15 protein-coding genes are annotated in these 13,539 nt (G+C 44.5%); 11 read left to right on the top strand and 4 right to left on the bottom strand.

Translation table 11 applies throughout. The features are described from left to right. Complete coding sequence (locus tag OCV30_RS04265) at positions 1–636, bottom strand: FlgO family outer membrane protein (protein ID WP_012603422.1); 636 nt, start codon at positions 634–636, stop codon at positions 1–3. 192 nt (positions 637–828) lie between these two features. On the opposite strand from OCV30_RS04265, the gene OCV30_RS04260 reads away from it, so the two are divergent. After that, a complete protein-coding gene (locus OCV30_RS04260) occupies positions 829–1,962 on the top strand; it encodes a flagellar assembly protein FlgT (protein WP_065678586.1) in 1,134 nt (377 codons plus the stop codon). Positions 1,963–2,101: 139 nt separating this feature from the next. After that, the gene (locus OCV30_RS04255; protein WP_009848584.1) at positions 2,102–2,608 is read left to right on the top strand and encodes a hypothetical protein; all 507 of its coding nucleotides are present in this window, start codon (positions 2,102–2,104) and stop codon (positions 2,606–2,608) included. A 170-nt stretch (positions 2,609–2,778) separates the two neighbouring features. Here the strand turns inward: OCV30_RS04255 and OCV30_RS04250 are convergent, their stop codons facing one another. The 3 genes from OCV30_RS04250 to OCV30_RS04240 are packed head-to-tail and all read right to left on the bottom strand — an operon-like array spanning position 2,779 to position 5,537. Continuing rightward, positions 2,779–4,020: an NAD(P)/FAD-dependent oxidoreductase gene (locus tag OCV30_RS04250; RefSeq protein ID WP_065678585.1), complete on the bottom strand. Its 1,242-nt coding sequence runs from the start codon at positions 4,018–4,020 to the stop codon at positions 2,779–2,781. Positions 4,021–4,044: 24 nt separating this feature from the next. After that, positions 4,045–5,118 carry a methyltransferase gene (locus OCV30_RS04245; RefSeq protein WP_009848586.1) on the bottom strand — a complete coding sequence of 358 codons (1,074 nt, stop codon included), beginning with the start codon at positions 5,116–5,118 and terminating at the stop codon, positions 4,045–4,047. Positions 5,119–5,147: 29 nt separating this feature from the next. Continuing rightward, entirely contained in the window at positions 5,148–5,537 is a 390-nt protein-coding gene (locus OCV30_RS04240) for a hypothetical protein (RefSeq protein WP_065678584.1), read from the bottom strand. A 71-nt stretch (positions 5,538–5,608) separates the two neighbouring features. On the opposite strand from OCV30_RS04240, the gene OCV30_RS04235 reads away from it, so the two are divergent. From OCV30_RS04235 to OCV30_RS04195, 9 genes are all read left to right on the top strand, one after another. Then, positions 5,609–6,388, top strand: coding sequence for a beta-ketoacyl synthase chain length factor (locus OCV30_RS04235; RefSeq protein ID WP_209439693.1), 780 nt, complete (start codon positions 5,609–5,611; stop codon positions 6,386–6,388). Further along, positions 6,385–7,155, top strand: coding sequence for a lysophospholipid acyltransferase family protein (locus OCV30_RS04230; RefSeq protein WP_012603417.1), 771 nt, complete (start codon positions 6,385–6,387; stop codon positions 7,153–7,155). The genes OCV30_RS04235 and OCV30_RS04230 overlap by 4 nt, the downstream gene beginning before the upstream one ends. Positions 7,156–7,261: 106 nt before the next feature. After that, positions 7,262–7,522 carry a phosphopantetheine-binding protein gene (locus tag OCV30_RS04225; protein WP_009848590.1) on the top strand — a complete coding sequence of 87 codons (261 nt, stop codon included), beginning with the start codon at positions 7,262–7,264 and terminating at the stop codon, positions 7,520–7,522. A 10-nt stretch (positions 7,523–7,532) separates the two neighbouring features. Further along, positions 7,533–7,790 (top strand): acyl carrier protein, encoded by a 258-nt coding sequence (locus OCV30_RS04220; RefSeq protein ID WP_009848591.1) that lies wholly within the window; start codon positions 7,533–7,535, stop codon positions 7,788–7,790. Next, positions 7,790–8,347 carry a COG4648 family protein gene (locus tag OCV30_RS04215; protein ID WP_065678582.1) on the top strand — a complete coding sequence of 186 codons (558 nt, stop codon included), beginning with the start codon at positions 7,790–7,792 and terminating at the stop codon, positions 8,345–8,347. The genes OCV30_RS04220 and OCV30_RS04215 overlap by 1 nt, the downstream gene beginning before the upstream one ends. Before the next feature lie 6 nt (positions 8,348–8,353). Beyond that, positions 8,354–9,742: an AMP-binding protein gene (locus OCV30_RS04210; protein WP_065678581.1), complete on the top strand. Its 1,389-nt coding sequence runs from the start codon at positions 8,354–8,356 to the stop codon at positions 9,740–9,742. 87 nt (positions 9,743–9,829) lie between these two features. Next, entirely contained in the window at positions 9,830–10,192 is a 363-nt protein-coding gene (locus OCV30_RS04205; protein ID WP_065678580.1) for an ApeI family dehydratase, read from the top strand. Further along, on the top strand, positions 10,185–12,005 hold the full coding sequence (locus OCV30_RS04200; protein WP_065678579.1) for a glycosyltransferase family 2 protein: 1,821 nt from the start codon (positions 10,185–10,187) through the stop codon (positions 12,003–12,005). Before OCV30_RS04205 ends, OCV30_RS04200 begins: the two co-directional genes overlap by 8 nt. Next, positions 11,983–13,530 carry an HAL/PAL/TAL family ammonia-lyase gene (locus OCV30_RS04195; protein ID WP_065678578.1) on the top strand — a complete coding sequence of 516 codons (1,548 nt, stop codon included), beginning with the start codon at positions 11,983–11,985 and terminating at the stop codon, positions 13,528–13,530. The genes OCV30_RS04200 and OCV30_RS04195 overlap by 23 nt, the downstream gene beginning before the upstream one ends. Positions 13,531–13,539: the final 9 nt, after the last annotated feature.

The following is a 13,539-nucleotide window of genomic DNA, read 5'->3' as shown; positions in this document are numbered from 1 at the left end:
CTAAGGGCGAAGAATAACAGTATGAGGCTGACTGATCGTTGGATCAGAACGAATAATAACCCCGTCTTGAGTTCGAATACTGTTCAGAGTATCTAAGTCACGACCAATACGGTCTGCAGGTAAAAAGCCTTGTGCGGAAGCAACAACGATGCGAGTTTGCATTCCGACCACACGAGCATTTACTAGAACACCGCCTTCTTGACGAAGCATAGTTCCAGTCAAAACATACTGGACGTCTTGCTCTTGGGCTAAGTCTTTCCAATCGCGGCTAATAGCAAAATCCCCCTGGTGGGTCACTTGGATAGAGCCTGTGGTTTTAAAATCAACCACTTTAAAACCTCGACGCTGAAACTGATGAATGAAACCTTCTGATACCGAGTTTCCTAACCAACTGGTTGTGTCCATGTGTTGCAGATCGACAAACGAGGTAATGGCAATGGGTGTTCTGGCTGAAATACTCGTATTCGACAAGATCAAATCTTCGGTCATGCTTTCCACGAAAAAATCCATGGTATGACGCGGGCTGTCCATCAACATAAACGGACTGCCTGAATACTCAGATTTACCGTTATAGATTGGCGAATAAGCGCATGATGTCATTAACATGACACTCATTACTACGAGCCATTTTTTCATTCTCTTATCTCCAGATATATTTAGTGCTTGCTGTTCCAATATGTTCTCGCCATGACTCTTTTCAATGGATTACAATGTTGGAACAATCTTTGCTTTTCATTAATGGTTCAGATTATGAAAAACGCACTTGAGTCAGCTTTAAGCTTATAGATATTTGTTAAGCAATATTTATACCCAACTGGTAACGAATAGATGAAAAAAATAATTTATTACTTATTTTCAATAAGTTTACTGACAACCATCAGCTTCAGTACTCATGCCTCTTGGTATGAAGTTACCGGTACTGCAACCATCGTATCGTCAGAGGATGCGGCAAGGATTCATGCCCTAGAGGATGCCGTTTACAAAGCCATACAGTTCTCTGGCGCTGACATCGGCAGTATTGCAAACCTCACCCCCTACTTAGATGCAAAAAAGAAAGAATTTCAATTTACCAATCATGAAGTGCGCTACATCTTAGTAGAAAAAGAGAAGAAACGCGGTGGCAATATAATGGTCACTGCAAGGATAGACATCTACCCTTCGGCAAGTGCTTGCCATGAAAGCCAATATAAGAAGACGTTTTTGGTCGGTAATATTGATGTGAGCTCTCCACAACAAGCTGTGATGGGCCGAATCTATAACATTGGTGATGATTTTGGCCATGTCGTTAACCGACAACTGGCGCAAGAATCTCGCAGTTTTGTCTCGGTTGGCACAACAAATTACGACATAGACAAGCGTCGACCGGAAGTGATCAAAATGATCGCACAAGATACGGGGGCACAGTACATCATAGGTGGTGATATCACCGACTTAACCGCCACCATCGAATCGAAGCTTTTGAAAGACGACATTATCAATCGCCAATTTGCGTTAGAAATGCAGGTGTTCGATGGTAAAACAGGTCATCAGGTTTACAACCGAAGCTATCGTGAAGTAGCAAAATGGCCATTTGCGAAGACCAGTGAAATCGACACCCGCAGTGCTCGTTTCTGGGCATCAACCTATGGCAGCATGATGCTTCGTGTCAGTCGTAATATTATGTTGGATTTAGAATCGGAAGTATCTTGTAAAATCACGCTTCCTGAAGTTGCTGCTGTGTTTGGGAATATGGTGACCATTGATTTAGGCCGAATACACGGTGTACAACAAGGTGACAAGCTTCAGCTTTGGCACACAGGTTCATTTATCGACCAAAGAGGCTTGCCACGCAATAAGGTCTCTCAAAGCGATATCACCCTGACTGTTTCTCGCGTTTATGAAAACGAAGCTGAACTCACCATTGATCAACCAAGCCTTGCGGGAAGCATTCAAATTGGTGATGTAATGCAGAAAATCATGTAGTTAGCAGCACCATCAACTCATATTTCCTAATAAAGCCTTAGCACTTTTGTTAAGGCTTTATTTTTTTCATGAGGATTAGTTTCGGTTTCGCGGTATTTGTCGTAATCTTATTAATAACATAATCATCATTTAGCGAACTATGAGCCAGAATAATCTAATTGGTGCTACCGGTTACCGCTTTATCTCGAAAGGTAAGACCGCTTTTAAGATCCACATTCATACACCCGACGATACGGTATTACATCGTTCAGTTGGCTTTGTTCGTATGGGGGAAGACAAAGCACTCAAGAAAACCATCAAATTAAGAGATGAGCTAGGTAGACAGCTTTGGGGCAAGTTTTGGCCAAAGGTCCTCAAAGAACCCTATCTCATGACACGTCTGCCTCATAGTTTAGAGCCTAAAATTGTATTTAAGCCCAATCCAACGCAGAGTGACCCTGAACATCGCGACGAGTGCTACATAGCGAAATGGCGTGTTTTCTCTGAGAATGGTGATTACAAATACAGAACGAAAGTATGTTCTATACGGAAACACGGTCGACTCGCAGCCTACAGCCAAACCAAACGAGCACTGCTTGAAGCTCACAAAGATGTGATTGAGCTGCTTATCTTTATGGGACGATTGAACAGCATTGATCTGAAGTAGTATCAACCTCGATAACTTCGTTAGAAATTTGGGATTCTGACTTACTGGCGTTGGTATTCGCTCTGAGAGGCTGATTATCAGATACAAAAACAGCCGCGCATTGCGGCTGTTTTGATTTATGGCTAACCATAGTGACCATTTAGCGTGCTATTACATATTAAATAGACCATCTAGCTTCGGCATATCTCTGCCAGCGTCTTCAATCGACGTTTTGACTCGTTTACATAGGGGTTGCTTTGATCCCATGCGTAGCCCGCCAAAATCGAACATACCATTTGCTTTATCTTCGGGTTTGGTTCTTGATAGAAAATCACATCCTGAAGAGCCCCCGAGTACCACCCTTCAACATACGTTCTAAAAGTATTTACCCCAATCATCAATGGTTCAGCGTATTCACGATCCCAGTCGACTTTCTCGCCATTGAGTTGTTTTTCCACACACTCAACCACAAACTGAGCCGACTTCATCGCAATAGTCACTCCCGATGAAAATACAGGGTCAAGAAATTCCCCCGCATTACCCAGTAATGCATACTTATCGGTTGCAAGATGTTTAACGTTGACAGAATAACCACCAATTTCGCCTGCGGGATTTGGATACTCCGCATTTGCCAAAATCTCGGCCAAGCCCGACTCTTCTGTTGCCAGTTGCTTAATCGCCGAAATTTTGTCTTCTGGGTATGATTCAAAGAATTCAGGCTCCCCTACCACACCGAATGAAGAGACTCCGTTACTGAAGGGAATCAACCAATACCAAACATCAGGATTGGTTGGATGTACCGAGACCAAAATTTTACTACGATCGTATTCAAGATCAGTATCCGTTGCTGAGATATGATCATTAATATGTGTGAAGATAGCTTTGCGCGGAGGAAGTCGTGATGGCTCTTCTAAATCGAGCATCTTGGGTAACACTCGACCAAAACCACTACCATCAAGGACGTATTGAGCCTCTAGCTGATAACGCTCTCCACCCTGTATTTGTACATCTAGTACAGTACGGTCTTCAGTGAAGTTAATGCCGATCAGTTCATGTTGGTAATCAATGGTAACACCCTGCGCTTCAGCACAGTCTGCCATTACCTTATCAAAAGTACCTCGTTGAACCTGAAACGTCGTTCCCGGCCCAGAAGAGAACTTATCTTCAAAATTAAACGCCGTATAAACACCATTTTTACGAAAAGCCGCGCCATCTTTAAATTGGAAGTTAGCATTAGTCACAGCTTCGCTCATGCCCGCTTGTTCGATCACTTCCATGCACGCTGGTAACAGACTTTCACCAATAGAAAAACGGGGGAAAAGGCTTTTTTCAATCACTCGAACATCGATGCCTTTTTTATGAAGCAAAGACGCAGCAATAGCCCCTGATGGGCCAGCTCCGATGATCACTACTTGAGTTGACAGTTTTTTCATTAATTTAAGCCATGTTTACCATGATTATTTCGCGCTAGCTTTCAGCTCCAGAAGCGTATGCCCAAGACCGATATCGTCGGTACGAGTCACCACATCAAAGCCAGCCTCTTCCACTATCTCTAGGAAATCTTCACTGCGGTAAAAGCGGCTGTTGCCGTTGGCCAAGCAAGTGAAGTAGAGAGACGTCGCATTTAAGCTATAAGAAGCCGCATCGTATTTCTGTGCATCCCAAAACAGTTCAAGGATATAAACAGTCGCGTCTTCTGACATATGAGAGCGAACACGCTTTAATATGCTAAGAATTTCCATTGGCGAGAAACAATCAAGGAACTGACTCATCCACCACACATCCGTACCTGTCGGCAGCGCTTGCTGTTTATCAAGCATGTTAGCGGGGAATGGAGTCACTCGGTCTTGATGACCGTGCTGTGTTGCGTTTGCCATTGCCATTTCTAATTGTTGCGGCAAATCGACAATCGTCACCTCGACATCAGAGTCGTAGTTACAACATTGCATTGCCCACTTACCTGTATTACCGCCAATATCCACCAACGATTTAGGCTTCTTACTGAAAACTTTCTCAAGCAACACGGGGAACGAACGATCTGAGTAGAAATGATCAAACTTAAACCAGCTCTCTTTTGCTTTTTCTGGTAATTGAGACAAACCTTGGTAAATCGTTTCCCAATCACCCAGCTCTTTCAGGCCTGCAGGTGTACCTTCTTCTATTGCTTCGGTTAAATGCATCATCGCGGCATAACAAACATCAGCCGTGAAATCCATATTTGCGTTGGTCATGCCATCGTGCAATAGATAAAAACCTAGGTTAGCCATTTTATAATGAGGCTTATCCCAAGTAACGATGTGAGCACTCAACGCCATATCAAGCAGAACTTTGACACCGTATTCGGATACACCCGTTGCTTGAGAAATAGTTTCAGCGGGTAAACCATCATTGCCCGCGTCATCTAACGCTTTCAAGATACCTAAATCACGAAGTGTACGAGCTGTATGAAAAACAATAGGAGCAAAAGACAATTTTTGCGCTTCTGTTTTTGCTTCCAATGCGTTAAATGGATCTAATTTATATTCCGACACGAAAAACCTAACTTTAAAATAATAGAGAGCTACATAGCAGCCATTTGTGCAAGCTTGCGTTTAATATCAACGTTCAAGTTATTAACCCAACGGTTGTAATTACGGTGTATTTCACCATCGTCGTACTTCAAATTCTCTGATTCGACGTAAAGAATAGAGTAAAACTTATCATTATATAGAATATCAACCACAGCATGATGTGAACGGACATACAGTTCAGCACGGATTAGGCCTGGCTTAATTTCTGAAACCAACCAACCTCGGTTCTCAGCAGACTCATAAATCGCTGATTTCACCTGTTTACTTTGAAGATTCAAAGCAACTGGAGTATCCTCAACATTCATTACAGGTTGGACACGTCCACAGCCTGCAAGAACGAGTATAAATAACATTGAAACGGCTATTTTTAGTAATTTCATTTAAACTCCTTACCCGTGTTTATTTATAAGCATGCATAGTATTAGTTAGACCCAAAGTAAATCAATACTCTATGTCAAATCAATCCCAATTAATGTCGTTTAATATTGAAAAATGGTCAGCAAATTCGCCAGGCCTCTATTCCGTTGCCGAGTGGCAAACGTGGAGCACTCATTTAGATTGGCCACAAAATGGCTCAACCGAATTTAAAGCCATCCCTCCTATGATGCGCCGCCGAATGAGCCTGCAAAGCAAACTGGCCGTCCAAACCGCATTAACCCTATTAAAAGATACCTCGATTGATTATCTGGTTTTTGCCAGTCGGCATGGTGAGCTCCACCGAACAGCCACTTTAATTCAATCAATATTAGAAGGTGACGACGCCTCTCCAATGGCGTTTTCCCAATCGGTACACAACACCGCTGCAGGTCTAACAACGATTGCTGCAAAAGCACCGATTCCACTGACCTCTATCGCTGCTGGGCAAGATACCTTTCACAACGCCCTGATTGAAGCTTATCTTTACCTACATCAGTATCCGTCACATCGTGTACTCGTCATTGACTTCGACCAACCTCTGCCTGATGTATATCGAGAATACGAAAATCAGCACTATGCTGACTACGCTCTAGGTTTAGTACTCACGGCAGGCAGTGACTACTCAGTTTCGAGAGCAGTAACAAGTAAACCAATCGCTAGCGCCCCCAAAGTTAGAGACAGCTCAGCCGCTGATTTACCACAAGGCCTACAAACGCTACAACATATCCTATTGGGAACACAGCATTGGACTATTGCTGGTAAGCACCAAAACTGGTCCTGGGTCAATAACGCCCAAGCAGGTGCACAGAAATGAGCAAAGTAGGCCAATGTTGGCGAGTATTCGCGACGGGGCTCTGCTTTACCATCTTTGGTTTGGGAGGCTTAGTCTTAAGCTTCTTAATCTTACCTTCGATCGCCCTAACGACTCGCAACGTCATAGAAAGAGAGCTCAAAGCACAACGATTAATCCGTTTCTCATTCAATGCATTCTGCCAAATAATGAAGTTCACAGGCGCGATTGATTACCAAATTGATGGCGCCGAACTGCTCCGCGAAGATCGCAACTGCATCATTGTCGCCAATCACCCTAGCTTGATTGACTATGTACTGATCGCCTCTCAACTTCCTCAATGTGATTGTCTTGTTAAAGCGGCAATATGGGAAAACCCGTTTATGAAGAGGATTGTCAAAGCAGCGGGATACATACCCAACCAAACCCCTGACGATCTTTTAGAACGCTGTGAAGAACGCTTTTCGCGTGGAAATGTATTGTTAGTTTTCCCTGAAGGAACTCGCACAACGCCAGGAATTGAACCATCCTTACAACGTGGTGCGGCACAAATTGCCACTCGAACACAAACCGACTTACGCGTGATTCATATTACAGTTTCTCCGACATTCTTAACAAAAGAGAAAAAATGGTATCAAGTTCCTGCCACTAAACCCTTTTTTCATATCGCAGTGAAAGGTAAAATAGACGTCGCACCCTTTATTGAGAATTCAAACAACTTAACTTCGGCAGCAAGGCGCCTCAATCAACACCTTGCACAGACTATTTTTCCTTCCGAAGAGAATATTTAGCTCATCAATAAAACAACTGGTGATATCAGCGTTTCGAAAATACATCACATAATGTAGAATCGCCCCCCTTGAAGTAGCATTTAGATAAAGTACTAAGTAGGCCTAAGTGGAAACATTACACAACGAACTAAAACAACTGATTATCGACGCACTGAATCTTGAAGATATGAGCATTGATGAAATTGAAACGGAAGCACCACTGTTTGGTGATGGACTTGGATTAGATTCTATCGATGCCCTTGAGCTCGGCCTTGCTATCAAGAAAAAGTACAACATTGTTATCGATGCCGACGATTCAAACACTCGCCAGCATTTTGCATCGGTTGAAAACCTAGCTAACTACATTTCATCTAAAACAAACAACTAGACAGATCTTTATGACACAAGCTAACCAACAAGAAGTATTCAACCAGGTTAAAGATGCGCTTATCGAGCTGTTTGAGCTTGATGCTGAAGATATCACTCCAGAAGCACACCTTTATCTCGACCTCGATCTCGACAGCATTGATGCCGTTGATTTGGTCGTTCACTTACAGAACGTTACAGGTAAGAAGATCAAGCCTGAAGAGTTCAAAGCAGTACGCACCGTTAATGACGTTGTCGAGTCTGTGGTTGAACTATTGAAGGACGCATAATGCGTCCTCTGCTGACTTTACTGTCGGCAATCATACTTTTCACTTATCCAATAGCGGTTTACTTTGGACTCAACAAGTTTGGCCTACAAACCGTTGGTATCGTCTTAGCCGCTATTTTTGCTGTCCGCATTTTCACCGGTGGTCAGGCTAAAATCAAAGAGCTAAAACACCTAGCTTGGATCAGCGGAAGTGCCGGAATTGTTCTGCTGGTATTAGGGTTAACCTTCAAACAGCACGGCTGGCTAACTTATTACCCCGTCATCGTTAATGTTTGTATGCTGGTTGTGTTCGCCTTGAGCCTATGGCAACCGCAAACGATTATCGAGCGGCTTGCTCGCCTCCAAGAGCCAGAACTTCCACAAAGTGGCGTTGATTACACACGAACAGTCACCAAAGTTTGGTGTCTGTTCTTTGTTATCAATGGCTCTATCGCCCTTTACACCTGCTTCCAACCTCTTGAAATATGGACCCTATACAATGGCTTACTCAGCTATGTATTTGCAGGGTTGCTCTTTGCAGGAGAGTGGGTAGTAAGACAGCGCATTCGTCAGAGTTAAATTGTTATGACCCAAACCGTCTCTTACACTTCCTTGTCTGAACTTCTCAATCAGAACAGATCGCCTGATTGTATTGTCTGCTTTGACAACAATAGCGAGATTACGTGGCAAACATTTAACGACGACTTATCTCAACTCGTACAGCTTTTATCTGCATCCCCTTTTCAACGAGTTGCGATTTGCACCCAAGACAGCTACCTATTTTCGGTGGCCTTTTTAGCGTGCGCAGTCAGCAACAAACACATCATCTTGCCAGGTAACTATCAACCGTGTGCGCTTGCCGAGCTGAGTGAGCATTTTGACTGTCTGTTAGTCGATGATGCGATTGGCAAAGTAGAAGTAAACGAGGTTTGCAACGTCCAAGCAGTGTTGGACTCAAACATAGAAGTACCCACTCTTCTAGCAAATGACCAAACGACAATTGATTTAGCCGCTACCCCATTGACCCTGTTTACTTCAGGTTCAAGCGGTACGCCGAAGGCAATCAATAAAACACTAGAACACCTAGATATTGAAATCGCTCAGCTAGATAAAAACTGGGGCGCCTTGCTTAAAGACAACCAAATCCACAGCACCGTATCACACCAACATATCTATGGTCTGTTGTTTCGAATCTTATGGCCACTTTGTTCTGGAGTTCCATTTTCTCGAAACAATCTCGAATACCCGGAACAGATCCTGTCTCACGCTAACAAGCAGAGCGTGTTGATCAGCAGCCCTGCGCTACTCAAACGATTAAAACACGAGACAAAGTCTACGCATCTAGCGGGGGTGTTCTCTTCTGGTGGCCCTTTACCTACCGAGTCGGCTCATCAATCACGAGATCTGCTTGGGCATTTACCTATCGAGGTGTTTGGCAGCACAGAAACCGGCGGCATCGCGTTTCGTCAGCAACAGAGCGTTCAAACACCTTGGCAGCTTTTTGACTGTATTAAGGCTAGTCTTAATAGTGAGAATTGCATTAAGTTATTGTCGCCGTACATCGACAAAAACAACTGGTATCAAACCGCAGATGAGTGCGAAATGGTCTCAGAGAATCAATTTATATTGAAAGGCCGAACCGACCGAGTGATCAAGATAGAAGAAAAACGAGTATCACTGGTTGAAGTTGAAAAGCGACTGGAGCAACTACCTTGGATAAGCGAGTGTGTGGTCATTCCCTTTGAAGAGCCTGAACGCTTAATTTTAGCATCGGTTTTGGTATTATCAGAGGAAGGCCAAGTGACTCTCGCAACCATGAGTAAAGGTAAATTCTGGTTAATGTTACGTTCAGAACTCAGAAAATGGTTAGAGCCAATCGCTATTCCAAGAAAGTATCGTGTTGTTGATGAGATCCCCCTCAACAGCCAAGGCAAGCGACTAACCTCTCACATAGAGCAGCTCGTCAAATCATAAAAATCACTGGTCGCATTTTATACTGAGATTATCTTTTATATTTTTGTCAGAAGACCCATTTTAGCCCAAGGATTCTAAGCACACGCTATGGATAAGAGAAAACCAAACGTCATTGCTGTTGACACTGTAGAGAAAGAATCGACCCTGACACTCCATGTTACCGGAGACATCACCGATTTTAAGGGGCACTTTAAGAGCTTCCCTATTCTTCCCGGTGTGACACAAATTGACTGGGCACTTCACTATGCTGTCCAAGAGTTAAATGTCCCTGGTTACTTTAAAGGTATGGAGGTCATCAAATTCCAAGAGCCTATCCTTCCTGACGCCACAATCCAGCTATCACTCAAATGGGATGCTGACAAAGACAAGCTGAGCTTCAGCTACACCTCAAACAACGGTGAACAGACCCACTCTTCAGGAAAAATGAAGCTGGGAGAGAAAAGTGAATAGCGCTCCTGCTGAGGCTGCTTCTCAACACGTAACAAAAGAAAGCAACTACAAAGCTTGCTTCCTAATCCCGTGCTTTAACCACGGCGAAACCATGCCTGTAGTGGTGTCGTCACTCCATCATTTTGAGTTGCCGATCATCATCGTTGACGATGGCAGTGAACTCACCACGAAACAGTTTCTGGCTCCCTTAGTAGAGAATTCAAACGTAACCTTGGTGACGCTTGAGCAGAACCAAGGCAAAGGCGGTGCCGTAAAGGCTGGCATCAAGCGAGCACAGGAGCTCGGCTTTAGTCATGCCATTCAGATTGATGCTGACGGTCAACATGACCTAGACGCCCTACCCGCATTAATCGAAGCGTCACAAGCTAAGCCCCAGCGCCTGATCTCAGGTCAGCCTGTCTATGACGATAGCGTACCGAAGGCAAGGCTCTACGGGCGCTACGCGACACATATTTGGGTGTGGATAGAAACTCTATCTCTCTCGATTAAAGACAGTATGTGTGGCTTTAGAGCGTATCCAATCGATAAGACACAAACTGTACTGAATAAATACGATGTCGGTTCGAGAATGGATTTCGATATCGAGATTCTGGTTCGCTTATACTGGGAAGGTTGCGACATTGACTTCATTGAGACGCGAGTCATCTACCCTGAAAATGGTGTCTCTCATTTCGATGCGCTGTGGGACAACGTAAAAATCAGTTGGATGCATACTCGACTGTTCTTCGGCATGCTGCCAAGAGCCCCTAAGCTGATTGCTCGTCACTTCAAATCAGATTCTGAAGATCACCTAACAAGTTCGACACAATTTTCAGAAAGCAATCAGGCGCAGCAGATACCAAATAGCACTGAACAGCCTCATTGGTCCAGAACTCAAGAGCGCGGCACAGTTCTCGGTATCAAACTGTTGTTAGCTGTGTACTCACTATTAGGCCGAGGTGTATTCAACCTAATTTTGCGCGGTGTGATGCGTTACTACCATTTGACAGGCAAGCGCGCGCGAAACGCTTCAGAGCAATACCTATTCCAGCTTAAGACATACGCAGAGCAACAGAATATTGAGTTACCCGCTGAATTAACCAGTTATAACCACCTGCTTTCGTTTGGCCACACCATGCTAGACAAATTAGCCGCATGGAAAGGTGATTTTTCAGTCGATAACCTGACTATTCATGGTCAAGAGCAATTCGAAAGTATGGTGGAAAACCAGCAAGGTGTGCTAATCCTAGGTTCTCACCTTGGTAATATCGAATTGTGCCGCGCTTTGGGACGTCGACACTCACACATCAAAATCAATGCGCTGGTCTTCACAGAGCACGCCGAACGCTTTAATTCGGTGATGAAAGCGGTAAACCCACAGTCTGATTTAAACCTGATTCAGGTGACATCGATGGGCCCTGATACCGCCATCTTGTTGCAACAAAAATTGGAGCAAGGTGAATGGATTGTGATCGTTGGCGATAGAACCTCCACCAGCAAAGAGAGTCGCTCAGTATGGGCAGAGTTCTTGGGTAAAGAAGCTCCCTTCCCTCAAGGGCCATTTATGTTAGCCTCTGTTCTCAAAGCGCCAGTATTCTTACTGTTTGGCCTACGAGATGACTCTCAAACCAAACCGCATTTTAATGTCTATTTTGAGCATTTCAGCGACAAGATAGAGCTACCTAGGAAGACTCGCGAACAATCTTTACAGCAAGTCGTGCAGAAATACGCAGACCGACTTCAGCACTACACACTGAAAGCACCGCTTCAGTGGTACAACTTTTTTAACTTTTGGACATTGAGCAAGCACCATGACGAAAAAAAATCCAAATAGCATCACCTTTGGTGCCGAACGCCTCACGATTGAGGATGTTGTCGCTATTTCACAAGGCGCAAAAGCCTCGATGAACTCAAGTAATGAGTTCACATCAAAGATCGACCGCGGTGTCGCTTTTTTAGAACGCCTATTGAAAGAAGAAGGCGTGATCTATGGTGTGACAACGGGCTACGGTGACTCATGTACCGTTGCGATTCCGCCAAACCTTGTTGATGAATTACCACTGCATCTAACGCGCTTTCATGGCTGTGGTTTAGGCGAAATACTGTCTCACGAACAATCTCGTGCAGTATTAGCGACACGTCTTTGTTCATTGTCACAAGGTGTCTCTGGTGTGACTCACGATTTGCTCAACCAGATCGTCACTCTGATCAACCAAGATATCTCGCCGCGCATTCCTCAAGAAGGATCGGTTGGTGCCAGTGGTGATTTAACGCCGCTGTCTTATCTGGCAGCTGCACTGATTGGTGAGCGCGATGTCATCTACAAAGGTGAAGTTCGCCCTACTAGTGACGTTTACAAAGAGCTAGGGATTAACCCTATCAAGCTTAAGCCAAAAGAAGGCTTGGCATTGATGAATGGCACGTCAGTAATGACGGCTTTGGCTTGTATCGCCTACAAACGTGCAGAATACCTAGCTCAGCTATCGACTAAGATCACCGCAATGGTGTCTGTAGGTATGCAAGGCAACGATTTCCATTTCGATGAAGCGCTGTTTGCAGTTAAGCCTCATCCGGGTCAACAGCAAGTTGCTGCATGGCTACGTGATGACTTACAAGCGGATCGTCCGCCACGCAACAGTGATCGCCTACAAGATCGTTACTCACTGCGTTGTGCTCCACATGTGATTGGTGTGGTTCAAGACTCTCTGCCTTGGCTACGCCAAATGATTGAGAACGAGCTCAACAGTGCTAACGATAACCCAATTATCGATGGCGACAATGAGCGCGTACTGCACGGTGGACACTTCTACGGTGGCCACATCGCAATGGCAATGGATACGCTAAAAACAGCAGTAGCCAACCTTGCAGATCTACTTGATCGCCAAATGGCGCAGTTGATGGATTACAAGTTCAACAACGGCTTACCATTTAACCTAACGGGTGCTGAAGGCGAACGTAAACCAATCAACCACGGTTTCAAAGCGGTACAGATTGGCGTTTCAGCTTGGACAGCAGAAGCATTGAAACACACCATGCCAGCAAGCGTGTTCTCTCGTTCAACCGAGTGTCACAACCAAGACAAAGTCAGCATGGGCACCATTGCGGCTCGTGACTGCTTACGCGTTCTTGAACTGACTGAACAAGTAGCGGCAGCATCACTTCTGGCGGGGACACAAGCGCTTGAGCTTCGTAAACGCCATAATGAGCTTGATGAGCACCACATGAGTGAAAACCTAAAGCACATTCGCGACGAAGTGCTTAAAGAGTTTGAATTTATCGTAGAAGATCGACCACTTGAAGGCGATCTACGCCACTTCATTGCTCGTATTCAAAGTCAACACTGGTCACTTTACTCCTAGAGTAGCTAA

This window comes from Vibrio atlanticus (assembly GCF_024347315.1).
In the GTDB taxonomy this organism is placed as follows: Bacteria; Pseudomonadota; Gammaproteobacteria; order Enterobacterales; family Vibrionaceae; genus Vibrio; species Vibrio atlanticus.
The sequence above is the reverse complement of the archived record's forward strand: the minus strand, read 5'-3'. Positions and strand labels throughout refer to the sequence as shown.